The sequence below is a fragment of the Cryobacterium sp. MP_3.1 genome (assembly GCF_035984795.1).
GTDB classification, from domain to species: domain Bacteria; phylum Actinomycetota; class Actinomycetes; order Actinomycetales; family Microbacteriaceae; genus Cryobacterium; species Cryobacterium zongtaii.
Genome location: NZ_JAXCHV010000004.1, coordinates 148,943 through 172,733, shown reverse-complemented (window position 1 = coordinate 172,733; position 23,791 = coordinate 148,943). Strand labels below are relative to the sequence as shown.

Annotated in this window: 20 protein-coding genes; 11 read left to right on the top strand and 9 right to left on the bottom strand. The window is 69.4% G+C overall.

Annotation, left to right across the window (positions count from 1 at the left end; genetic code table 11):
* Both RCH12_RS04765 and RCH12_RS04760 read left to right on the top strand, forming a co-directional pair.
* Window positions 1-714: HNH endonuclease signature motif containing protein (locus RCH12_RS04765; protein WP_327016195.1), on the top strand; the 714-nt coding region annotated here is incomplete at its 5' end.
* Between the two features lie 955 nt (window positions 715-1,669).
* Window positions 1,670-2,719, top strand: a complete 1,050-nt coding sequence (locus RCH12_RS04760; RefSeq protein ID WP_327016194.1) for a M23 family metallopeptidase — start codon at window positions 1,670-1,672, stop codon at window positions 2,717-2,719.
* Between the two features lies 1 nt (window position 2,720).
* On the opposite strand, the gene RCH12_RS04755 is transcribed toward RCH12_RS04760, so the two are convergent.
* Both RCH12_RS04755 and yczR read right to left on the bottom strand, forming a co-directional pair.
* Window positions 2,721-5,999 carry an efflux RND transporter permease subunit gene (locus tag RCH12_RS04755; protein ID WP_327016193.1) on the bottom strand — a complete coding sequence of 1,093 codons (3,279 nt, stop codon included), beginning with the start codon at window positions 5,997-5,999 and terminating at the stop codon, window positions 2,721-2,723.
* Between the two features lie 72 nt (window positions 6,000-6,071).
* Entirely contained in the window at window positions 6,072-7,523 is a 1,452-nt protein-coding gene (gene yczR, locus RCH12_RS04750; RefSeq protein WP_327016192.1) for a MocR-like transcription factor YczR, read from the bottom strand.
* A 63-nt stretch (window positions 7,524-7,586) separates the two neighbouring features.
* Between yczR and yczE the strand changes: the two genes are divergently transcribed.
* Window positions 7,587-8,201 carry a membrane protein YczE gene (gene yczE, locus RCH12_RS04745; protein WP_327016191.1) on the top strand — a complete coding sequence of 205 codons (615 nt, stop codon included), beginning with the start codon at window positions 7,587-7,589 and terminating at the stop codon, window positions 8,199-8,201.
* Window positions 8,202-8,279: 78 nt separating this feature from the next.
* On the opposite strand, the gene RCH12_RS04740 is transcribed toward yczE, so the two are convergent.
* Together RCH12_RS04740 and RCH12_RS04735 are read right to left on the bottom strand one after the other, a co-directional pair.
* Complete coding sequence (locus RCH12_RS04740) at window positions 8,280-9,035, bottom strand: MerR family transcriptional regulator (RefSeq protein WP_327016190.1); 756 nt, start codon at window positions 9,033-9,035, stop codon at window positions 8,280-8,282.
* Between the two features lie 80 nt (window positions 9,036-9,115).
* Window positions 9,116-10,330, bottom strand: coding sequence for a M20/M25/M40 family metallo-hydrolase (locus RCH12_RS04735; RefSeq protein WP_327016189.1), 1,215 nt, complete (start codon window positions 10,328-10,330; stop codon window positions 9,116-9,118).
* 102 nt (window positions 10,331-10,432) lie between these two features.
* On the opposite strand from RCH12_RS04735, the gene RCH12_RS04730 reads away from it, so the two are divergent.
* From RCH12_RS04730 to RCH12_RS04715, 4 genes are all read left to right on the top strand, one after another.
* Window positions 10,433-11,275, top strand: coding sequence for a CPBP family intramembrane glutamic endopeptidase (locus RCH12_RS04730; RefSeq protein ID WP_442784556.1), 843 nt, complete (start codon window positions 10,433-10,435; stop codon window positions 11,273-11,275).
* A gap of 108 nt (window positions 11,276-11,383) precedes the next feature.
* Window positions 11,384-12,256, top strand: coding sequence for a DUF4097 family beta strand repeat-containing protein (locus RCH12_RS04725; RefSeq protein WP_103431074.1), 873 nt, complete (start codon window positions 11,384-11,386; stop codon window positions 12,254-12,256).
* The gene (locus RCH12_RS04720; RefSeq protein WP_327016187.1) at window positions 12,253-12,858 is read left to right on the top strand and encodes a PadR family transcriptional regulator; all 606 of its coding nucleotides are present in this window, start codon (window positions 12,253-12,255) and stop codon (window positions 12,856-12,858) included. Before RCH12_RS04725 ends, RCH12_RS04720 begins: the two co-directional genes overlap by 4 nt.
* 194 nt (window positions 12,859-13,052) lie before the next feature.
* Window positions 13,053-15,206, top strand: coding sequence for an APC family permease (locus RCH12_RS04715; RefSeq protein ID WP_207795487.1), 2,154 nt, complete (start codon window positions 13,053-13,055; stop codon window positions 15,204-15,206).
* Window positions 15,207-15,213: 7 nt separating this feature from the next.
* Here RCH12_RS04715 and RCH12_RS04710 read toward each other — a convergent pair whose 3' ends face one another.
* Window positions 15,214-16,299 (bottom strand): NAD(P)-binding domain-containing protein, encoded by a 1,086-nt coding sequence (locus tag RCH12_RS04710; protein WP_327016186.1) that lies wholly within the window; start codon window positions 16,297-16,299, stop codon window positions 15,214-15,216.
* Window positions 16,300-16,449: 150 nt separating this feature from the next.
* Here RCH12_RS04710 and RCH12_RS04705 point away from each other — a divergent pair, with 150 nt between their 5' ends.
* A complete protein-coding gene (locus tag RCH12_RS04705) occupies window positions 16,450-16,689 on the top strand; it encodes a DUF3073 domain-containing protein (RefSeq protein WP_088457376.1) in 240 nt (79 codons plus the stop codon).
* A gap of 155 nt (window positions 16,690-16,844) precedes the next feature.
* Here RCH12_RS04705 and purM read toward each other — a convergent pair whose 3' ends face one another.
* From purM to RCH12_RS04690, 3 genes are read right to left on the bottom strand one after another with little or no spacing between them, the layout of a single operon-like run.
* The gene (purM, locus tag RCH12_RS04700) at window positions 16,845-17,948 is read right to left on the bottom strand and encodes a phosphoribosylformylglycinamidine cyclo-ligase (RefSeq protein ID WP_327016185.1); all 1,104 of its coding nucleotides are present in this window, start codon (window positions 17,946-17,948) and stop codon (window positions 16,845-16,847) included.
* A complete protein-coding gene (gene purF / locus RCH12_RS04695; RefSeq protein ID WP_103431080.1) occupies window positions 17,945-19,537 on the bottom strand; it encodes an amidophosphoribosyltransferase in 1,593 nt (530 codons plus the stop codon). The genes purM and purF overlap by 4 nt, the downstream gene beginning before the upstream one ends.
* Window positions 19,538-19,552: 15 nt before the next feature.
* Complete coding sequence (locus tag RCH12_RS04690; RefSeq protein WP_327016184.1) at window positions 19,553-20,014, bottom strand: hypothetical protein; 462 nt, start codon at window positions 20,012-20,014, stop codon at window positions 19,553-19,555.
* Window positions 20,015-20,053: 39 nt separating this feature from the next.
* Between RCH12_RS04690 and RCH12_RS04685 the strand changes: the two genes are divergently transcribed.
* Window positions 20,054-21,001: a ribokinase gene (locus tag RCH12_RS04685; protein ID WP_327016183.1), complete on the top strand. Its 948-nt coding sequence runs from the start codon at window positions 20,054-20,056 to the stop codon at window positions 20,999-21,001.
* A gap of 96 nt (window positions 21,002-21,097) precedes the next feature.
* On the opposite strand, the gene RCH12_RS04680 is transcribed toward RCH12_RS04685, so the two are convergent.
* Window positions 21,098-21,460 carry a sterol carrier family protein gene (locus tag RCH12_RS04680; protein ID WP_103431092.1) on the bottom strand — a complete coding sequence of 121 codons (363 nt, stop codon included), beginning with the start codon at window positions 21,458-21,460 and terminating at the stop codon, window positions 21,098-21,100.
* Window positions 21,461-21,547: 87 nt separating this feature from the next.
* Here RCH12_RS04680 and purD point away from each other — a divergent pair, with 87 nt between their 5' ends.
* Both purD and RCH12_RS04670 read left to right on the top strand, forming a co-directional pair.
* A complete protein-coding gene (gene purD, locus RCH12_RS04675; RefSeq protein WP_103431093.1) occupies window positions 21,548-22,816 on the top strand; it encodes a phosphoribosylamine--glycine ligase in 1,269 nt (422 codons plus the stop codon).
* Entirely contained in the window at window positions 22,816-23,715 is a 900-nt protein-coding gene (locus RCH12_RS04670; protein ID WP_327016182.1) for a phosphoribosylaminoimidazolesuccinocarboxamide synthase, read from the top strand. Before purD ends, RCH12_RS04670 begins: the two co-directional genes overlap by 1 nt.
* Window positions 23,716-23,791 lie beyond the last annotated feature (76 nt).

The following is a 23,791-nucleotide window of genomic DNA, read 5'->3' as shown; positions in this document are numbered from 1 at the left end:
CTCCTCACCGCCGGCACCGAGGTCAACCCCCACCACATGCTCGGCGGCCGTAAACCCGCCGTCCGCATCCTCACAACCCTCACCCCCACACCACCCACCGGCACACCGCCCACCAGCCGAGCCACCAGCCAGACCCACGACCAGCTCAACAACCAGCCCGACGCGGAGTGCACTAGCCAGCCCACCGGTGGCCCCAACGACAGCGCTGGAGAGCAGCGGCTACAGGACCCGGCCGAGATCCTCACCCCACTACCGGACGGCACCGGCCACGGCTACCTCGAAGGCAACCCCGCACCCGTATCCCAGCACACCATCGACCGGCTCATCTGCGACTCCGGCACCATCAACATCACCTTCGACCCCACCGGCCACCCCCTCGACGTCGGCCGCGAAGAACGCCTCTTCACCCCCGCACAACGCATCGCCCTCGCCACCCGCGACGGCGGCTGCCGATGGAGCGACTGCGACAAACCACCCACCCTCACCGAAGCCCACCACATCCAACACTGGGCCCGCGACCACGGCAACACCGACCTCCGACTCGGCATCCTGCTCTGCAACCCCCACCACCGACTACTCCACAACCAAGGCTGGCAAATCCTCGAACACCAAAGCCAATACTGGCTCCGACCACCGGCCACCATCGACCCCGGCCAAACACTCATCGAAATACCCAGCAAAAACCCTGCCACGCAGGAGCAGCACAGGACCTGACCGGACGGCGGGCCACGACACAACAGTGCCAGTAGCGCCAGGTGAACCCGGAGGACCCGAAGGACCCGTAGGACCCGTAGGACCCGTAGGACCCGTAGGACCCGTAGGACCCGTAGGACCCGTGCCAGTAGGACCCGTAGGAACCGTGCCAGTAGGACCAGACCCGCAGCGTCAGCCGGGCCAGTGAGGCCAGTGGGGTCAGTTCGGTCATCCACCTCCAGCTCGATCTAGAGCGCCGGAACGGCCGATTCACCGGTACAACCGGACGCGTAGCGGCCGCCAGGGCGCGGTGCGATACTGGCGCCACTGCCGGTTGACCGGCCAACTTTCTACCGCTCGGGATTGCGATTCGGACATGGCCCTGACGTCGCGTGGCAGCGCTGCACACCGAGTCGTGCGCGCACGCCGACTGCGAACGGTCGCCATGGCGGGTCTGCTCGTGTTGGGTTCCACGGTCCTCACGGCGGGAGCGGCGACACGCTTGGACGCCGCATCCGCCCTCGCGGCTGCAACGGACACGGGCACACGCGAGCCAACCGACACACCGACGCCCACGCCCACGCCCACGGAGACCCCACCACCCACCCCGACACCGACACCGACACCGACTTCGCAACCGACGGAGTCACCGATCGACGAACCTTCGGAACCGGGCGTGTCCCCGGTGCCGTCCGGGCCGCCGATCAGCCCCAGCCCGACCAGTCCGCCAACGCCGGGTGACCCGACCAGCCCGGAGCCGACCCCCACCCCCACGCCCACCCCGGAGCCGACAGCAGAGCCGACGCCGACCCCGCAGCCAACCCCCCGACCCACGGATCCGCCCACGGACCCCACGCCCCCGACGTCTCCAGTCACGCCCCCCGGGAGCCCAGAAAACACCCCATCGACATCAACAAGGCCGTCGTCTCCGGCCCCACGCTCGCCCGGCCGCGCGACGAGGCCCCTGAGCACCGCGGTGGCGGCGCCCTCACTCGACGCGGCCCGCGCAGCATCCGCTCTCGCGGCCGCGGAGAGCGCTCGCGCCACCGCCCAGTCGGCCTACGACACCGCCAGACTCGATCTCGCGGCGACCATGGCCGATAAGACCGCCGCCCTCACCAGGGTCGAGGAGGTTCGTGTATTGGCCGACGCGGCCGCACTTCGAGCGGAGGTATCGACGCGAACGATGGCCAACCTGGTGCGAACGATGGTGCAAGAGGGCTCCGGCACGGCGACGCTGGACGCCTTGCTCAGCGATCGGGGCTCGGCGGACCTGCTCTCCCGGCTGGGAACCGTCGACCGGATCTCGGTGCTGGCAGGCAATATGAGCGAGATCCGCGCCCTTGTCGACCGGGACAGCCACCGTGCGGCGACCCTTCAGGCCGACCTCGCCACCGCGCAGACGGCGGCGCAGGCCTTCACCGTCACCGAGCAGCAGGACGCCCTCGCGACCGCGGAGGTGTCGCTGAGTCAGGCCACCGCGGCCTTCGCCACCGCCAGCACGAACGCCGAGGCAGCGCTGGCCGATTCCGTCCAGGCCTCCGCGGACCGCGCTACCCAGGCGGCCAGCCAACTGGCCGGCACCCTCGGTGCCCGGCTGAGCGACCAGGGCTGGGCCACTCCCGCTGTGGGAAGCCTCACCGACGGGTTCGGCCCCCGCCCTGAGCTGCCGTTGCCCGGCGTTCTGCCGTTCCACTCGGGGGCCGACCTCGCCGCCGCGTGCGGCTCCCCCGTTTACGCCGCCAGCGCCGGTGTCGTCGCCCAGACCGGCCGGTTCGGGACCTACGGCAACTGGGTGCTGATCGACCACGGCGACGGGGTGACCACCGGTTATGCCCACATCGCAGACGACGCCACCCTCGTGACTGCCGGCCAGAGCGTCATGGCCGGTCAGGTGATCGCCGGAGTGGGCAGCACCGGCTCCTCCACCGGCTGCCACCTGCACCTCGAGGTACGAGTCGACGGCATAGCTCTCGACCCGCTCCCCTTCTTCACCGACCGCGGGATCGGACTCGGGACCGGCTAGATCAGCGCAGTGAACGCCGCATCCGACGGTTCTCCCGGCCGCCCTCAACCACCAGGTACAACACCGGCAGCACCACCAGAGTCAGCACCGTCGATGACACCAGGCCGCCGATGACGACGAGCGCCAGCGGCTGCGAGATGAAGCCGCCGTGTCCGGTGAGCCCGACGGCCATGGGCAGCAGGGCGAAAATCGTCGCGAGCGCCGTCATCAGAATCGGCCGCAACCGGCGAGACGCGCCGTGCACCAGGGCGTCGTAGACGCTCTGCCCCCGGCGCCGGTACTGGTTGACCAGGTCGACGAGCACGATGGCGTTGGTCACGACGATGCCGATGAGCATCAGCACGCCGATCAACGAGGCGACGCCGAGCGGGATGCCCGTGACCACCTGCAACGCGATCGCCCCTGTCGCCGCGAACGGCACCGACACCAGCAAGAGCAGCGGCTGCAACAGCGACCGGAAGGTGGCGACCATGACGATGTAGACGATCAGGATGGCGACGAGCATCGCGATGCCCAGCTGCTGGAACGCGTCGGTCTGGTCGGCGGAGACGCCGCCGAGACTCGCCGTGGCGCCGGTGGGCAGCTCGGTATCGGCCAGGGCTGTCGTGACCTGGGCGGTGGCGGTACCGAGGTCGTCGCTGTTGGGCGTGGCCGAGATCGTCGCGGTGCGCAGCCCCTTGGTGGTGGTGAGGGTGGACGGTCCGTCGACCTGCTGCACGGCGGCCAGGCTGTCGAGCGGGACCAGCCCCGCGGGCGTGGGGATCTGCAGGGCGGCGAGCTCCGCCGTGGTGGTCGGGGATGAGCCCGACTGCAGGTAGACCGACAGGGTGGCCTCGTCGATCACGATCGAGCCGATCGTGCTGGGCTGCATCGCCTGTGACACCAGCGTGCCGAGGGCCAGTTCGCTGAGCCCGGCGGCGGCCGCCGCGCTGCGGTCGATGGTCACGGCCACGTACGGGCGGGAGGCGGCGAGGTTGCTGCTGGCCTGGGTGAGGGAGTCGAGCTCGCCGACGACCGCGAGAATGTCGTCGGATGCGGTCTGCAGGTCGGCACCGGACGCCGCCGTGATGTCGATTTCGATGTCTGACGAGCCGCCGAAGCCGCCCCCGGACGAGACCGTGATCTCGCCGGCGTCGTCGAGGGTGTCGAGCTGCTCGCGCACGTCGACCTGCACCGCGTCGGCATCCGCGGAATCGTCGGTGGTCACCGAGTAGGTGACGGTGCTGGAGGACGACCCTCCCCCGGCGAAGGCCGCGAACGCACTGCCGCCACCGATGGAGACCTGCACGATGCTCACCCCGTCGACGGCGCGGACGGCGTCTTCGACCGCGGTGGAGGCGGCATCCTGGGCGGCGAGACTGGTGCCCACCGGAAGCTCCTGGCTAACCTGGAAGGTGGACTGGCCGGTCGAGCCGAGGAAGTTGACCTTCATGAAGGGCAGCATGGCGACGGTGCCGACCAGGACCAGGGCTGCGAGCAAGAGAGTGGCCACGTAGTGGCGGAGGGTCCAGTTGATGACCGGCAGGTAGCCCTGTTGCAGACGACTGGGCTGTTCGCGGGCATCGCGTTCGTCGAAGCCGTCGGCGTCTGGCGCGGCGTGCCGGTTGCGGGTGGTCGGCGTGGATGAGGTGGTCGACGCGACGGCGGCCGGTGCGGTCCCGGCGCTGACCGGCACGGCTGTGGCTGGCACGGCTGTGGCTGGCACGGCGCTGACCGGCGGGGCCGTGATGGCGGCGGACGCGGCGATCGCCTGACCGTCCGGGGACGGCTCGGCCGTGGCGGCGGGCTTCGGCGCGCGCAGGAACCAGTAGGCCAGCACCGGAACGATCGTGAGTGAGACCAAAAGCGAGGCGAGCAGGGCGATGGTGACAGTGAGCGCGAACGGTCGGAAGAGCTCGCCCGTGGAGCCGCCGACGAAGGAGATCGGCAGGAACACCGTGACGGTGGTGATGGTGGAGGCGGTGATGGCGCCGGCCACCTCTCGGACCGCTCGCACGATGGTCTCGGCGCGGTCGGCGCCCCAGACCAGGTGCCGTTTGATGTTCTCGATGACGACGATGGAGTCGTCGACGACTCGGCCGATCGCGATGGTGAGCGCACCGAGCGTGAGGATGTTGAGCGAGTAGCCCACCGACTGCAGGCCGATGAACGTGATGAGCACCGAGGTGGGGATGGAGATCGCGGTGACCAGGGTGGCGCGCACCGACAGCAGGAAGACCAGGATCACCAGGACCGCGAAGACCAGGCCGAGGATGCCCTCCTGGGTGAGCGCGTCGATGGACTCCTGGATGAACGGGGCCTGGTCGAAGACCACGGTGATGGTGGTGCCGGGCACGGCGTCCTCGAGCTGCGGCAGGATGGCGCGTACGGCGGTCGAGACGTCGACGGTGTTCGCGGCCGGCACCTTGGTCACCGAGATGGTGAGGGCTGGTTCGCCGTCGACCCTGGAGATGCTGGTGACGGGGTTGTCGACCACCGCGACGGCGGCAACGTCGCCGATCGAGACCGGGCCGGCCGCCGCGGGCGACAGGCCGGCCGCGGCGCTGCCGATCAGGGGCAACGCGGCGATGTCCTCGGCGGAGCCGAGCTTGGTGCCGGCCTGCACCGACAGGGTGGTGTCGTTCTCGGTGAGGGAACCGGCCGGGATGAGCGACCCGTTCTGCTGCAGAGCGTCCCGGATGGCGCTCGCGCTGAGGCCGCGCGCGGCCAGGGCCGCGGCATCCGGCGTGATGGTGACGCGCCGGCCGATGTCGCCGACGAGGGCGGCATCGCGCACCCCGTCGATGTCGCGGATGTCGCCGAGGACGCTGCGAGTGAGCTGGTCGGCGATGGTGTCGGCGTCGCCGCCGGACACGGCGAGCGACAGCACCGGGAAGTCGTCGATGCTGCCGCTGATCACCTGGGGGTCGAGGTCGGCGGGCAGGGTGGTCTTGATGCGGTTGACGGCCTGGCTGATCTTGGATTCGGCCTTGACCAGGTCGGTGCCGTAGGTGAACGTCGCGTTGACCAACGACGAGTTGGTGCTGCTGGTGGTGGAGGTGGATTCCAGGCCCTCGATGCCCTGGATGGCGGTCTCGATCGGCGTGGACACGTCATCGTTGACCACCTCGGGCGAGGCACCCGGGTAGCTCGTCGAGATCAGCAACGTCGGCAGCTGCAGGGAGGGGATCAGCTCCTGCTTGAGGCTGGTCAGCGCGAGGGAGCCGAAAACGGCCGCGACGATGGTGATGAGCGCGATGAGCGCCCGGTTCTTCATGCTCAAGACCGAGAGAAAATACACCCGATCAGTATCCCATTGCACAGCAGCCACCAGCGGGGCCGGCGGCCGTGAGATGTGACGGTCTGGTTACGGTCACACCACGTCGGCGAGGTAGCCGGTGTCGGGCAGCGGATGCCGCAGCAACGACTCCCAGGCCAGCGCGAGGGCGTCGAGCGCGCGCGGCAGCTCGTCGGGACCGGAGCAGAACGGGATGCGCAGGAACCTTTCGAACGCCCCGTCGATGCCGAAGCGCGGACCGGCCGGCAGCAGCAGCCCCTGGGCGCGGGCAGCGAGGGCCAGCTGGGAGCTGACCGGTCGGCCGAGGTTGACCCAGAGGGTGATGCCGCCGTCCACCTGGGGCACCTGCCAGTCGGGGAACCGTTCTGCCAGACCGGATACCAGCCGGTCCCGGCCCGCCCGCAGCAGCACCCGGCGGGACTCGAGGATCTCGGGCAACTCCCGCAGCAACCGGGTGACGATGAGCTGTTCGAGCACCGGGGTGCCGAGGTCGTTGGCCAGGCGGGCCGCGGCCAGCTTGCGGATCAGGCCGGGGTCGGCCCGGATCCAGCCGACCCGCAGACCACCCCAGACCGTTTTGCCGACCGACCCGACGGTGACGGCGAGGTCGGGCCGGTTGGGGTCGGCCGAGGCGGCGAACGGGCCGAACTCCCCCGGCCGGTCGATGTCGAGTTCGCCGATGGTCTCGTCGCTGATCAGCACGGTGCCCTGCCGGGCAGCCGCGGCCAACACCCGTTCGCGTTGGGCAACGGGCATGGTCTGCCCGGTGGGATTCTGGAAGTCGGGCATCAGGTAGCCGAGCACCGGATTGCTGCGTTGGATCGTCTGCAGCAACGCCGACTCGTCCCAGCCGGCATCCGCGCCGGGCAGCGCGGCGGTGACCGACACCGGCATCAGGCGACCGCCGGCTGCCCGCAGCGCCTCGTAGGCGTGCGGGTAGGTCGGCGTCTCGACGAGGACCCTGTCGCCCCGGTTGATCAGCACCCGCGCGAGCAGGGCGATGGCGTGCTGGGCGCCGACGGTGACCATGATCTGCTCGGGCTCGGTGGGCAGCCCCCTGGCCCGGTAGCGGTCGGCGATGGCCCGGCGCAGTTCGGGCAGGCCGACGGGGTCGAAGCCAGAGCCGACCAGGTGCGCCGGCAGGTCCGCCGCGGCGAGCGCGGCCACCTCGGCGAGGCCAGGCCAGGCGGGCAGCACCGCCTGGCCGAGATCGAGCACGCCGGCCGGCACCGCGGCATCCGCCACGACGGACACCCCGGGCAGGCGGGCGACACTGCCGGAGCCCTGCACGCTGTGCAGGTAACCGGCCTCGCGCAGCTGCCGGTACGCGGCCGTGACCGTGGTGCGGCTGAGCCCCAGCCTGGTGCCGAGGTCGCGTTCGGCGGGCAGCCGACTATCGGTGGGGATGCGACCGTCGAGGGTGAGCAGGCGGATGCGGTCCGCCAACGCCCGGTAGGCGCTGCCCGCCGTGCGCCAGTCGCCCAGCAATGACTCGAGGGCGCGGGCGGTGAGCTGGTTCGACGACATGAAGCCACTCTAGGCAAATTGGCTACTTGAGGACAGGGTGCTGATGCAATTGGATTGACTCTTATGACCCGTCGTGTGATTCAACTCATCATTGGCCTCTTCCTATATGGAATCGGTATCGCGTTGATCGTGCGCGGCGCGATCGGGGTGGCCCCGTGGGACGTGCTGACCCAGGGCATCGACGGGCAGCTGCACCTCGGCTTCGGAGTGATCACGACGATCATCAGCGGCATCGTGTTGCTGCTGTGGATCCCGCTCAAGCAGCGGTTGGGCATCGGCACCGTCCTGAACGCTGTGCTGGTGGGCCCGGCCGCGGATGTCGGCCTGTGGCTGGTGCCGGCAGACCTCGCCCTGTGGCTGCGAGTGTTGCTGTTCGCCGCCGGGTTGCTGCTGCTGGCCATCGCCTCGGGTATCTACATCGGTGCGGGACTCGGCCCCGGTCCGCGCGACGGCCTGATGACCGGGCTGCACGCCCGCACCGGCTGGCCGATCTGGACGGTGCGCACCGGCATCGAGGGCCTGGTGCTCGCGACCGGCTGGGTGCTCGGCGGCAACGTCGGGGTGGGCACCGTGCTGTTCGCCCTCCTGGTGGGTCCGCTCTGTCAGTGGACGCTGCCGCTGTTCGCCAGGGACCGCAGCCGTCGTGAGGCGACGACCCCCGCGTTCGATCCCGCTTAGCTCGCAAGAGCGGCCCGGTGGCGACCTCGGCCGGCGGAGGCGACCACGTCCCCGCACTCGCGGGATGGACGCTCCTTGTTAGAGGGTGCGGTCCAGGTAGGCCGCCAGGGTGTCACGCACGAAGCCGGCCCCGGCCTGGCCGCCGTAGTGGGCCGCGAATCTGTCGTCGGCGACGTACATCTCGCCGAGCCCGCGCACGTAGGCGGCGGCCGGGTGGCCGTTCTCTCGCGGGATGCCGGGCACGCCGTCGAGCCACTCCACGTGCCGCCGGGCCAATTCCTGCGCCTCGGCACCGGCGGGAGCGATCTGTCGTGCGGCGGCATCCTTCCAGTCGGCCTGGAGCGCGGCGGTCGTGGCCTGCCACTGGGCACGTTGCGCGGGGCTCATGCCCCGCCACCACCTGTCGCCGCCGGCGTAGGCGTCGGCTCCCCAGCGCTGTTCGACCTCCTCTCTATGCGTGGTGTGGTCGAAGCCGTCGAACATCGCCTCTGCCATGAGCTGGTCCTTTCTCTCCAAAGCTGTGATGGTGGTCCGCACCGACCGGATCTGACGCTGCAACCTGTGTTGCTCCTGCTCGAGCCAGCCGAGGTGCGATCGCAGGGCCGCCGCTTCGTCGGTCTCGCGGTCGAGCACCTCACGAATCGCCGGCAGCCCGAGGCCCAGCGCGCGTAGCAACAGGATGCGTTGCAGCCGCACGAGCGCCCGGTCGTCGTAGTAGCGGTAGCCGTTGGCTGCGATCCGGCTCGGTGGGAGCAGCCCCTCGGCGCCGTAGTGGCGCAGGGTGCGACTCGTGGTTCCGGCCAGCCGGGCGACGTCCTGGATCGAGTGGTCCATCGGTGTCGCGGTCCCTTCGATAGCGGCGTCGGGCGGGCCGCCCGACGACGTCCAGGATATTTCTTGACGTTACGTCAATGTCAACCGCAGAATGCGACGATGGTGTCTTCGAGGATCTCGGCGACCTGATGGATCGACGACTCCGTGGCCCACTCGACAGGGGCGTGCGCTCCGGCGCCGTCGACCCCGAACAGCAGGCACTGGATGCCGGCCTCCCGGACCAGGCCGGCGTCGGTCCAGAACGGCTCGCCCCTCTGCAGGACAGCGTGGCCGAGCACCCGTTCGGCCTGCTCGTCGAGCAGGCGCACGATGGGCCAGTTCGGATCGGCCTCGAATGCGCCGCGGGCGACGAGCCGGGTGAGGTCGTAGCGGAAGTCGGCGGTGTGACGGGCCAGGCGGTCGAGGAGGCGCCGCAGCTCGGCCTCGACCAGCTCCGGGGTCTCGCCGGGCAGCGTGCGCCGCTCGATGGTGAGGGTGGCACTCGCGGCGACGGTCGCGGCATCCGTACCGCCGGTGATCGTGGCGACCCGGACGCTGCCGTGGCCGAGCAGCGGGTGCGCGGGTTTCTGCTCCATACCGGCCCGGAGCTCATCGAGGCACTGCAGCACCAGGCCGGCATGCCGGATGGCGTCGACGCCCTGGCCGGGCATCGACCCGTGGGCCGCCCGCCCGTGCAGGGTGAGCTCGAACCAGGCGAAACCGCGGTGGCAGACGGTGAGGCTGAGCTCGCTCGGCTCCACGACGATGGCCGCGTCGGCGGTGAACCGCCGCAGCACCTCCTCGGTGCCCAGGCTGCCGAATTCTTCGTCGGCCACCAGCGTCACCAGCAGATCGCCGGCCAGCGGTGTGAGGGTGGCCCGGTGCGCGGCGACCAGGACGGCGGCCAGTCCTCCCTTGGTATCGAAGGCACCGCGACCGCGCACCCGGCCGGAGTGCCGGGCGCCGGAGAACGGGTCGTCCTCGTAGCCGTCGACCCCGACGGTGTCGAGGTGGGCGTTGAGCATCAGGGAGGCACCATCGCCGGTGCCGCGCTTGATGCCGACGATGGACGGCCGGCCGGTGCGTTCCTCCAGCCGGTGCACCTCGAAACCTCGCGCGGCCAGCCACTGGGCGCACCAATCGGCGATCTCGGCCTCGCCGGCGCCGTCCGGGCAGAGGTCGGGGTTGGTGGAATCGATTGCGATGAGGCGGGCGGCCAGCAGGACCGGATCCAAGTGACCGTTGTCACCCGGCCCGAGTGAGCCGGGTTCGAGGGCACCGGTCGGGCCCGGCTCGTGAGAAGGGTTCGTCGCCATCCACCGAACCTAGTGCCCGATGACCCGGTCCGGCAGGGGGGGGCTCCCTCGGCGGCCGGGCGGAGCACTGTTTACCCCGGCGGTGGTTTCGGCCAGAATTGCATGATGGGAGACGAAGCCGCCGTGGATGCCCCGGCGACGCCGGGGCGGACATCCGCGACCGCGCCGCTTCGCCTGCTGGCGGCGGCCCTGATCTCGACCTCGGCGGTGCTGTTGTTCGCACTGCGGATGCCGCTGCCCGGTTACGCCACGCTCGCGGCGGCCCTGCTCGTGGCCGTGCTGGTGGACCGGGCGCTGTTCCGCGACCTGCTCCTCATCGCGGTCGGGCTCCTGATCATCAGCACCATCTCGGTCGAGGCCGACATCAGTTATCCCAACATGGCGCTGATGGGGGTGGTGCTCTCGGCCGCGGTGGCCGTGCCGTACCTCATCTCACGGCGCGCTTTCGGGGACCGCGAGGTGTGGTTCCCGATCAAGACCGGGCAGCGCTGGACCGCCCTGGAACGCTGGTATCTGGTGGGGGTGCTGCTGCTGGGGTACCTCATACTGCCGAGCTATTTCATCCGCTCCGGCGCCTACCTGAACTGGCCGAGCATCAGCGCGCCCGACGAGCTCGGCCGGCTGTTCGTCGGCGTGGGGTTCGTGGGCATCTGGGACGAGCTGTTCTTCATCTGCACGGTGTTCGCCCTGTTCAGACGGCACTTCTCCTTCTGGACGGCGAACCTCCTGCAGATGGTGATCTTCGTCTCGTTCCTGTGGGAACTCGGCTACCGCAGCTGGGGGCCGCTGCTGACGATTCCCTTCGCCCTGCTGCAGGGCTACACCTTCTCGATCACGAAGTCGCTGACCTACGTGGTCTGCGTGCACCTGCTCTTCGACCTCGCGGTGTTCCTCGTGCTGGTGCACGCCCACAACCGCGACTGGCTGACGATCTTCCCCTACTGACCGGACCGGCCGGACTACCTTCGGGTTTGCCGTGAGGGCCTTGCCCGGAGCCAAGACGCGATATATCTTGAGATGCATTGAACGCGATATATCGCGAAGGAGAAGACTATGACGCAGGAAAAATGGCTCGTCGCCCCCGGGCAGACGAAGGTCATCGATGTTGAGCTGGTTCGCTCGCTCAAAGTGGGCCTGATCGGCGGAAAAGTCGATGTGATCGGCAGCGACGAACCGGGCGCGCGCATCGAGGTGCACAGCGTCTCGGGCAAGGACCTCAAGATCTCGGTGGTCGATGACACCCTCGAGATCGATCACCCCCAGCTGCGCTGGGACAACTTCATCGACGTGTTCGCCTCCTTCCGCGGCAGCGCCAAGGCCGAGGTGAGCATCACCGTCCCCCGCGATGTCGCCATGAAATTCGGCGTCGTCACCGCCGACGCCCTCGTCACGGGGCTGCGCAATGACGCCAAGCTCAGCACGGTCTCCGGCGACCTCGTGGTCGACGACATCATCGGCGACCTCGAGCTCAACGGCGTGAACGGGGAGATGTCGGTACGCAATCACACCGGCAACATCGTGGCGCACACTGTATCCGGCGACGTCACCGCGAGCGGCGACATCGGCCGGTTCACCGTCGACGGCGTCACGAGCGCTGTCTTCCTCGATATCGACGGCGTGCCAGACCAGGTCTCCACCAACCTGGTCAGCGGCAGCCTGACCGTGCGCATCGGCGCCGACGTGCCGACCCGCTACAAGATCAACACCGTCTCCGGCACCCTGCAGCTGGACAACCAGACCATCCGCGGCACCCTCGGCAAGGGGTACGACGGCAGCACCGGCAACCTCGACGGTGCCTGGCTCGACCTGCGCGCGAATTCGGTATCCGGAAACATCTCGGTCATCCGCCGCCACGGCGCCGGCGTCAACGACGCGGGCAGCACGGCCGGCAGCACCGACACCGCGGCTGACGGAGCGTCATCATGACCCCGATCTTCGCCCACGGCAGCCTGCGCCTCTACCTGCTGAGCCTGCTCGCCGAGCGTCCTCGGCACGGCTACGAGCTCATCCAGGCACTGAGCGACCGCTTCGGCGGCACCTACAGCCCGAGCGCCGGGACCATCTACCCGCGCCTGGCGAAGCTCGAGGAGGAGGGACTGGTCACCAAGACGGCGGGCGACCGCAAGACCGTGTACGAGATCACCGACGCCGGCCGCGCCGAGCTCGCCGCCCGCGCGGACGACCTGGCCAATATCGAGAGCGAGGTCACCGACTCGGTGCGTCGCCTCGCCGACGAGGTCCGTACGGGGGTCACCGAGGCCATGAAGAGCCTGCGCGCCGACCTGGCCTCGGCCGCCCGCCAGAAGCCGCCAGAGCCGACGAAGTCCACGGCGGACGCCCGCCCCACCGGCGACGCGAACCTGGCGCTGAGGGAGGCCGACATGGTGCTCAACGAGTTCAGGCAGCAGCTGCGCGCCGACCTGCGCCGCCAGGCCTACCGTTCGACGATGCCCGTCGACACCGTGCCGGAACTGCGGCGCCAGCTCGACGCCGTGCGCGTCAGCATCCGCGACTCGCTCACGCGGTAACCTGCGCGGCAGCTGGGAGAGTCCGGACGCACGGTGGAGGTCCGGACTCCCCAGTCACAGCGTGCGGAACTGCACGCCCATCAGCCGGAACGATGCGAACGATCGACCGGACTGCAGCTGCGAAAACGCCCGGCTGATCCTGTCAATGTGCCGACAACTTGACAGCGAGGTGCATCGGAGTAGTGTCGTCCCTCGTGACACCAGAGGGGAACCCCCCAGCACCTGAAGCCCGATCACCGAAACGGTGGATAATCGGCGAACCGCTCGCCAGCGAACACCTGGACGGGCAGCTGCTTCCGAAGCACCTGGCGCTGCCGATTTTCGCCAGTGACCCGCTGTCCAGCGTCGCGTACGCTCCGCAGGAACTTCTGATGATCCTGACCCTCGGCGGGCTCGCCTTCCTGAGCTTCGCACCCTGGGTCGCGGCCGTGGTCGTGCTGCTCCTGGTGGTGGTGGTGGCCTCGTACCGCCAGCTCATCAAGGCCTACCCCAACGGTGGCGGCGATTACGAAGTCGCCTCCAAGAACCTCGGCGAGAAGGCCGGCCTCGTCGTCGCATCCGCCCTGCTCGTGGACTACGTGATGACCGTCGTGGTCTCGGTGTCCAGCGGCGTGGACAACATCATCTCGGCGCTGCCCGGCCTGGCACCACTGCGGGTGGAACTGGCCGTGCTTTTTGTCATCGTGCTCGCCGCCGTCAACCTGCGGGGAGTAGCCGAGTCGAGCAAGGCATTCGCCCTGCCCACTTACCTGTTCATCGGCAGTGTGCTGTTGATGATCGTCGTCGGTCTGGGCCGGGTGGCCCTGGGCGACGCGCCGATCGCGGAGTCGGCGGGATTCGAGGTGGAGGCCCACAACCTCGCCCAGACGGCGTTCATCCTGCTACTGCTGCGCTCCTTCGCCAGCGGATGTAGCGCCCTGACCGGCGTGGAAGCCATCGCCAACGGCGTGCCGGCCTTCAAACGCCCCAAGATCAAAAACGCCCAGATCACCCTGACCCTGATGGGCGGCATCGCCATTGTGCTGTTCGTGGGGCTCACCGCGCTGGCGCTGTTCTCCAAGGTGCACTACGCGGAGAACCCCTGCGACCTGATCGGCTGGGCGGAGTGCGAGACCCAGCCGCAGCGCAGCCTGATCGCCCAGATCGCTGCGGCCACCTTCGGCAACAACTCGCTGATGTTCTTCATCCTGCAGGGCGCAACGGCCCTGATCCTGCTGCTGGCCGCGAACACGGCCTTCAACGGGTTCCCGCTGCTCGGCAGCGTGCTGGCCCGCGACTCCTACGCGCCCAAGTCGCTGAGCACCCGCGGCGACCGGCTGATCTACTCGAACGGCGTTGTGCTGCTCGCGCTGGCCGCCATCGTGATCATCGTGATCTACCAGGCCAACCTCACGGTGCTGATCCAGCTCTACATCATCGGCGTTTTCGTGTCGTTCACCATCGGCCAGACCGGCATGGTGAAGCACTGGCTGACCCTGTTGAAGACGGATCCGCCCAACCGGGGTTCGATCATCCGGAGCCTCTCGATCAACGGTTTCGGGGCCGCGCTCACCGGCGTGGTGCTGATCGTCGTCACGATCACCAAGTTCACCCATGGCGCCTGGCTGGTGTTCCTGATGATGCCGATCCTGTTCGTGCTGATGATCGGCGTGAACCGGTACTACCGCGACGTGGCCAAGGAGATCGAGGTCGACCCGATCACGACGTTCGGCTCGCAGGGCGACCACGCCATTGTGCTCGTGGGCAAGATGCAGAAGCCCGTGCTCAAGGCCCTCGACTACGCCATCGCGGCCCGGCACGTGAGCTTGGAGGCCGTGCACGTGTCGATCGACGAGGAGGAGACCGAGAACCTCATCATCGACTGGGCCAAGCAGAACATCCAGGTGCCGTTGAACATCGTGGCATCGCCGTACCGCGACATCAGCTGGCCGTTGATCTGTTACATCAAGGACCGCCGCGAGGAATACGGGTCCGAGGTTGTCACCGTGTACACGCCGATCTACATCGTCGGGCACTGGTGGGAGTCGCTGCTGCACAACCACAAGGCCCGCCGACTGCGCCAGAAGCTGATGCTCGTGCACGGTGTGACCATCGCGCTGGTGCCGTGGCTGCTGGACTCCTCCGAGCTCATCTACGGGCGCAGGTCCCGGCCGATCCCCGGCCAGGAGCGTCGCGGTGAGCCCGTGCGCTCGCACCCGATCCCGCGCAAGCCCCTCGCTCCGGTGGGCGTGGACACGACGAGCGTGGCAGTGCAGACAGAGGATGTCGGCCCCAAGTCGAGCCCGGCCAGCCCGCCGATGAAGCCGCGGCCCCGGCCGGTCAACCCGAACCGGCGCAAGCGCAAGTAGGCACGCGTCAGAACAGGGCGAAGACCTGCCGCGCAATGGTCCGGCCGGCCCGTCGGGCGCCGATGGTGCTGGCCTGTGGCCCGTAGCCGGCCAGGAAGATCCGCGGGTCCGTCCAGGAGGAGCCGGCGCCGACCACGAGCCCGCCCGCCTGGTCGCGCAGCTTCAGCGGTGCCAGGTGGCGCAGCTCCGGCCGGAACCCGGTGGCCCAGATGATCGCGTCGGCTTCGGTGACGGAGCCGTCGGCCCACCGCACCCCGGTCGGCTCGAGGCCGACGAACATCGGCCGTGCCACCAGGAGGCCCCTGTCGATACCGCCCTGGATGCGTCGGCTGACCGGCACGCCGGTGCCGCTGACGATGCTCGGCAGCGCGCGGCCGTTGCGGGCGGCGTCATCCTGCACGGCCACCGCTGCCGACGCCCCCTCCAGGTCAAGATGCTCGGTGTGCACCCAATCGATCGGGCGACGCGAGGCCCAGGTCAGACTCGCCGCGACACCCTCCAACTCGAGCATGAAGCCGATCGCGGAAGTGCCCCCGCCGACCACAACGACCCGCTGACCGGCGAATTCGGCGGCATCCCTGAAGCCAGCGGTGTGCAGCTGGCGGCCGGCGAACAGCCCGGCGCCCGGGTAGTGCGGTACAAACGGCGCGCCCCAGGTGCCGGTGGCATTGACGAGCAACCCGGCGAGGGTCTCCCGCTCGCCGTAGACCGGGGACGTTGTGCGTACGACGAGGTCGGCTCGTCGGTTGAACACCGACTGAACCGAGACCGGGCGCACGACGTTGAGTTCAAAATGCTCCTCGAAACGCCGGTAGTACTCGCTCACCACGTCCCGCGCGGGCCGGGAACGGTCGGCGGTCTCGAAGCTCAGGCCGAGCTCGTTCAGGCCGGGGAGGTCGTTGACCCTGTGAGCAGCGCCGAGGCGCAGGGACTCCCAGCGGTATTGCCAGGCGCCACCGGCATCAGCACCGCGATCGAAGATCACGAAATCACGCCCCGCCGTGAGCCCGAACCGCTTGAGGTGGTACGCCACGGAGAGACCGGCCTGGCCGGAACCGATGATCACCACCGGCACAGCCGTGGCGTTCACCATGCGTCCTACTCCCTGGGTTCTGGCCGCAGAGCCGCGGCATCGGGGCGAGAGGCCCACCATGCTAAACTAGCGGCTAGATTTCACTATTCCGTTCGGCAACTCCCGGGTGACTCATCACTCACCCGGCCTGGCATCGTTAGGGGGTCACGCATGGGGCGCGGCCGTCAAAAAGCAAAGCACACCAAGGTTGCCCGCGAGCTGAAGTACTTCAGCCCGGACACCAACTACAACGCGCTCGAACGCGAGCTCACCGGGCATCCGGTGACCGACCCGCGGCTCGACGAGGACCTGGCCAAGTGGCCGGAGTACGAAGCGAACAAGACGACGTCGGACGAGTCGGACGACTATGTCGACCACTACGACACCGAAGACGAGAAGAAGCGCGCCTAGCCCGTTTCTCGATCAGCCGCGCACGTTCTCGTGCGCGGCTGTCGTTTTGGCGCGCCCGTCGACCGCTTCCCTGGCAACTCTCAGCGTCGGTTCCGCCCCCAGGCAGTTGCCTCGGGGCGGTCCGTTGTCGCGCCCGATGGCCGGGTGAGACGGGGTCAGGCGGCGTAGCCGCCGACCAGGCGAACGGCCCCGCCGTTGACGCCCTTGGCTCCCTGCTCGAAGCCGGTGAGGTCGTGCGGAGCCATCGAGACTCGGCCGGCGACCCAGGATGGAATGCCTTCGTTTTGCAGGCGGGCGATCACGGATGAGGCGGCGTGTGCCGCGACGACGGCGAACATGCCCACGCCGAGGTTCCAGGTGCCTTCTGCGCTCTCCAGTGTGGAGCCGGCCATGTCGCCGAGCACCCTGAAGACCGCAGGAGGTGACCAGGTGGACCTGTCGACCTCGACCCAACTGCCCACGGGCAGCACGCGGGCCAGGTTGGCGGCGATGCCGCCACCGGTGACGTGGCTGAGCGAGTGCACAACGCCGGCCAGTTCGGGGTCGGAGAGCACGCTGAGCAGCGGGCCGGTGTAGAGCCGTGTGGGTTCGAGCAGCGCCTCACCGACGACCCCGCCGAGCTCGGCGGAGGTGTCGGTGTAGCCGATGCCGCGCTGGGCGAGGATGTGCCGCACCAGGGAGAACCCGTTGGAGTGCAGACCGGAGGAGGCCATCGCGATGACGACGTCGCCCGACTGCACGCGCTCTGCGCCGAGAACCTGGTCGGCCTCGACGACACCCGTCGCGGCTCCGGCCACGTCGTAGTCGTCGGGTCCGAGCAGGCCGGGGTGTTCGGCGGTCTCGCCGCCGACGAGGGCGGTGCCGGTGGCGGCGCAGGCCTTGGCGATGCCCTCCACGATGGACGCGATGCGCTCGGGGACGACCTTGCCGCAGGCGATGTAGTCGGTCATGAACAGGGGGCGCGCGCCGACGACGATGATGTCGTCGACGACCATGCCCACCAGGTCCTGGCCGATGGTGTCGTGCTTGTCCAGGGCCTGGGCGATGGCGACCTTGGTGCCGACGCCATCCGTCGATGTGGCCAGCAGCGGGCGCGTGAAGCCGGTGAGGAACGACACGTCGTAGAGACCGGCGAAACCGCCGAAGCCGCCGAGCACCTCTGGACCGTGGGTGGCCGAGACGGCGGTTTTCATCAGGGACACCGCGAGGTCACCCGCGTGGGTGTCGACTCCGGCGGCGGCGTAGCTTGCGTTGCTCATTCTGGTCTTCCGGGATCGCCGAACGGGACCTGACCGTGTTCGATGAGCACGGTGGCTCGCTCCGGGTCAGGGGTGAGCACGCTCTCGAACTCCGCGTCGGGACCTGGATCGCATCCGTCGGAGGTGGAGAAGTCGCGCTCGAGGAGGTTCTTGCCCAGGTGCTGGGTCTCGGGCAGCTTGATCGGGTACACGCCGGTGAAGCAGGCGGTGCACAGGCTCTCTCGCGGCTGCTCGGTGGCGGCGATCATGCCGTCCTCCGAGAGGTAGCCGAGTGAGTCGGCGCCGATGGCCTGCCGCACCTCATCGACACCGAGGCCGGTGGCGATGAGTTCAGCACGGGAGGCGAAGTCGATGCCGTAGAAGCACGGCCAGGTGATCGGCGGGCTGGAGATGCGCACGTGCACCTCGGCGGCGCCGGCCTCGCGGAGCATGCTGACCAGGGCGCGCTGGGTGTTGCCGCGCACGATGGAGTCGTCGACGACGATCAACCGCTTGCCCTTGATCACGGCCTTGAGCGGGTTGAGCTTGAGCTTGATGCCGCGCTGCCGGATGGTTTCCGACGGCTGGATGAAGGTGCGCCCCACGTACGTGTTCTTGACCAGGCCCTGGCCGAACGGGATGCCGGATGCCTGGGCGTAGCCGATTGCCGCGGGGGTGCCGGACTCGGGGGTGGGGATGACGAGGTCGGCCTCGACGGGATACTCGGCGGCAAGCTGGCGGCCCATCTCGACGCGGGCTTCGTGCACGCCGCGGCCGGCGATGGTGGTGTCGGGCCGGGCGAGGTAGACGTACTCGAACACGCATCCGGCGCGCTTGACCTCGGCGAATCGCTGGCTGCGCAGGCCGTCCTCGTCGATGGTGATCAGCTCACCGGGTTCGACCTCCCGCACGAAGCTGGCGCCGACGATGTCGAGGGCGGCGGTTTCGGAGGCGACGACCCAGCCGCGCTCGAGCCGGCCGAGCACCAGCGGGCGCACGCCCTGCGGGTCCCGGGCGGCGTAGAGGGTGGTTTCGTCCATGAAGACCAGGCAGAAGGCGCCGCGCAGGCGCGGGAGCACCTCCATGGCGGTGGTTTCGAGGCTGTGGTCGAGGTCGCCGGTGAGCAGGGCGGTGATCACCGCGGTGTCGGTGGTGTTGCCACGGGCCAGTTCGCCGTCGACCTTGGGATAGCGCTCGCGCACCAGCTCGAGCAGCTCGGCGGTGTTGGTGAGGTTGCCGTTGTGGCCGAGCGCGACGGTGCCCGCTGCGGTGCTGCCGAGGGTGGGCTGGGCGTTCTGCCAGCTCGACGACCCGGTCGTGGAGTAGCGGGTGTGCCCCACCGCGAGGTGGCCGAGCAGGGTGCTCAGCGAGGCCTCGTTGAAAACCTGGGAGACCAGGCCCATGTCCTTGTAGATGAGGATCTTCGAGCCGTCGCTGGTCGCGATGCCCGCCGATTCCTGGCCGCGGTGCTGCAGGGCGTACAGGCCGAAGTAGCTGAGCTTGGCTACCTCTTCGCCCGGAGCCCAGACACCGAAGACTCCGCAGGCATCCTGCGGACCCTTCTCGCCAGGAAGAAGATCATGATTCAGTCGTCCGTCGCCACCGGGCAAGCCGCAGCCCCTTTACTAGGAATTCTCGTTGGAAGGTTGGGGGTCGGATCCAGGATCCGCATTCTCGAAGGCGCGTGTTGAGTTCGCGTCAAGTCTATCGACGACGACCGTGGTCGAGGAGCGACCGACGATTCGATCGAGCACCATCGCGACGAGGCAACTGACCGCGACACCGATCGCGACGCCGCCCAGCAGCAGGAATCCGAAGACCTGGGCCGGATCGAATTCGGCGTTCCGCGGATAGATCACGGTGAGCAGCAGGGCCAGGAGGGCGCCGACGACGGCGCCGACGATCATGAAGCTGGTGTACCTGGGCGACCGACGCACAACGAGAGTGTCTTCCGATACGACGGTCTCGGTGGGTTCGACGGGTACCGGGGTTCCGGCGAAGACGGCCGGGCCGGGCCGGATCACGGCTGGCGGAACGCTGCCGGACTGTCGCGTCTCGGCGTCGTCGTGCTGATCTGCGGAGCTCACGCCTCTATTGTCGCACGCGGCATCCGTCAGACTGGGCCGGTGAACGATTTCAGCAGGACCAACCGGATCGCCGTGCTCGGCAGCGCCAACATGGACCTCGTGGTGCGCCAGCCCCGCCTACCGAAGCCCGGCGAGACGATGTTCGGCACCGGCTTCAGCACCGTGCCGGGCGGCAAGGGCCTGAACCAGGCCGTGGCCGCGGCCCGGCAGGGCGGCGACATCGATTTCATCGGCGCCGTCGGCGCAGACGGCTACGGCCGCGAGCTGCGGGACCTCGTGGCCGGCGAGGGCATCGGTGCGGTCGGCCTGGCCGAGGTGACGGCGCCGACGGGCACCGCGCACATCTCCGTCGTGGACTCCGGCGAGAACTCGATCGTCGTGGTGTCCGGCGCCAACGCCACGGTGACCGCACTCACCGCGGAGCAGGAATCGACGATTCAGCGGGCCTCGTTCCTGGTGATGCAGTGCGAACTTCCGGTGGCGGCGCTGGCGGCGGCCATCACGATCGCCCGGGCGAACGGCGTCTTCACGGTGCTCACCCCCGCGCCCGTCGTTGAGTTGCCCGCGGGTTTCCTGGCGTCGGTGGACCTGGTCGTGCCCAACCAGATCGAGGCCGCCGAACTCACCGGTGAGAGCGATCCGGCCCGCGCCGCCGAGGTGCTCAGTGCCGCCCGCACCTGGGCGATCGTGACGCTCGGCGCCGAGGGATGCATCGTCGCCTACGACGGCACGGTGTTGGGGCTGGCACCGGCCCGACCGGTCGCGGCCGTGGACACGACCGCCGCGGGCGACACCTTCGTGGGCGCGCTGGTGGCGCGACTGGCTGCGGTACGGTCGACCGGCGCCGTGTCCGCCGCCGGCATCACCGAGGAGCGGATGATCGACGCCGTGCGCTGGGCCACCGTGGCGTCGTCGATCTCGGTGACCAGGCACGGCGCCACCAGCTCGATGCCGTCGCGGGCCGAGGTCAGCGCCATCCTGGCCTGAGCCGGGCACCGCAACTGTTGCCGATCCGGACTTCTGCGCCCGGTGCACCGGACGCAGAAGTCCGCACGGGGAACAGAAGCAGCGCATCGCGCGTGGCTAGCGGAACAGCGGAAGTTCCGCGCTGAGGTCGGCGCGCTGCCCGGAGGCGTGGATGCGGCCGGAGGCGAGACCGTCGCTCCAGGCCAGGGTGCCGGTGGCCAGGCCGAGCCAGGTGGCGACATCCGTTTCGACCACGTTGGGCGGGGTGCCGCGGGTGTGCCGGGGGCCGGCGATGCACTGGGTGGCGCCGAACGGGGGAACCCGCACCTCGACGGTGTTGCCCTCGGCCTGCTCGGCGAGGAGTTGCAGGGTGTACCGCACGGCGAGCGCCCGGGTGTCGCGGGTCGCGCCCGCTTCGTCGGCCAGGTACGCCTTCACGGCGGTTCTGCCCAACCCGTCATCGATCCTCGCGCGTGCCATGCTCCCAGTCTGCCGCCTCCTGATGGTCTGTGACGCCCCGCAGACGCTCGGGTGCGCACGACCGCGTTCGCCGGGTAGCCTGATCCGGTGAGAATATTGGTCCTCGGTTCCGGTGCCCGCGAGCACGCCATCGTCACTGCCCTCCTGCGTGAGGAGCCGCGACCCCACGTGATCGCCGCCCCCGGCAACGCCGGCATCGCCGCCGACGTGCCCGTGGTCGATCTTGACCCCACCGACTCCGACGTGGTGACGAACTTCGCCCAGGAACACAACATCGACCTCGTCGTGGTGGGGCCCGAGGCGCCGCTGGTGGCCGGCGTCGCCGACGCCCTGCGCACCCGTGGCATCCCCGTGTTCGGGCCGGGCCAGGCCGCCGCCGCCCTCGAGGGCAGCAAAACCTTCGCCAAGCGCATCATGGACGAGGCCGGCGTGCCCACCGGCCGCGCCGTGCGCGCAGGCAACCTCGCCGAGGCGCAGGGCGCCCTCGACGAATACGGTGCTCCCTACGTGGTGAAGGCCGACGGACTGGCCGCCGGCAAGGGTGTGCTCGTCACCACCGACCGTGATGACGCCCTCGCCCACGCGGTGCGTTGGTTGCAGCACGGCGCCGTGCTCGTCGAAGAGTTCCTCTCCGGCCAGGAGGTGTCCCTCTTCTTCCTCAGCGACGGCCACACCGTGCTGCCGCTCTCCCCCGCCCAGGACTACAAGCGTCTCGCGGACAATGACGAGGGCCCCAACACCGGCGGCATGGGCGCCTACTCACCGCTGCCCTGGCTGGATGCCGGATTCGGCAGCGAGACCGCGTTTGTCGACGAGGTCATCGAGACGATCGCGCTGCCCACCGTGCGCCGGCTCGCCGCCGAGGACACCCCGTTCATCGGGCTGCTCTACTGCGGGCTGATTCTCACGGATGCCGGCATCCGGGTGATCGAATTCAACGCACGCTTCGGCGACCCGGAGACCCAGGTGGTGCTGCCGCGCCTGGTGACGCCGCTGTCCGGCCTGCTGCTGGCCGCGTCGACCGGGGAACTGGCCGGGCTGCCCCGCCCGGAGTTCTCCACCGACGCCGCCGTGACCGTGGTGATCGCCAGCGAGAACTACCCGGAGACCCCCGTGACCGGACGCGTGATCACCGGGCTGGCCGAGGCCGCGACCGTGACCGGTGTGACCATCGCGCACGCCGCGACCGCCCTGGACGGTTCGGCGCTGGTCGCCACCGGCGGCCGGGTGCTCAGCGTCGTGGCCGTTGGCGCCGACTTCACCGAGGCCCGAGCGCGTGCCTACGAAGCCGTCGGGTTGATCGGGCTCGAGGGTTCTCAGCACCGCGGAGACATCGCCGCCAAGGTCGCGAACTGATGGCCGCTCTGGCCCTGGCGGGCTGGCAGCACGTGTACTCGGGCAAGGTGCGCGACCTGTATGTGCCGGACGGCGCGACCGGCCTGGCCGACGCCGACCGGGTCCTCGTCGTGGCCAGCGACCGGGTAAGCGCATTCGACCACGTCCTCGAACCGGGCATCCCCGGCAAGGGCGAACTGCTCACCACCCTGAGCCTGTGGTGGTTCGGCCAGCTCGACGGTGTGCCCAACCACCTCGTACCCGACCACCGGGTTGACGCGTCGAGCCTGATCCCCGCCGCCGTCGCCGGCCGGGCGATGCTCTGCAAGACCCTGGACATGTACCCGATCGAGTGCGTCGTGCGCGGCTACCTCACCGGCTCCGGCTGGCTCGAGTACGTCGCCAGCCAGACTGTCTGCGGCATCCCGCTGCCCGAGGGGCTGCAGAACGGCGACAGGCTGCCCGAACCGATCTACACGCCGGCGTGGAAGGCCCCGATGGGCGAGCACGACGAGAACATCTCGTTCGAGCGCACCGTGGAGCTCGTGGGCGCCGACGTGGCGGCGGCGCTGCGGGACGCATCACTGGAGGTCTTCAACCGGGCCTCCGTGATCGCGGAAACCGCCGGAGTGATCCTGGCCGACACCAAGTTCGAGTTCGGCGCCGACCGTTCCACCGGTCTGCTCACCCTCGGCGACGAGGTGCTCACCAGCGACTCCAGCCGGTACTGGGATGCGGCGCGATGGCTGGACGGCGCCACCCCCAGTGAGCGCATGGCCAGCTTCGACAAGCAGATCGTGCGCGACTGGTTGGCCGCGAACTGGGACCAGACCGGCACCCCGCCGGAGCTGCCCGCCGAGATCGTGGCGCAGACCGCGGCCCGGTACCGAGAGCTGCTCGGGCTGCTGACCGCCGCGTAGCGCGGACCTCGCGGCACTCCTTCGATCCGGCGGCACGGGTTGAGACACGGGCCGCGGGGCACGACACCTGCCGCCA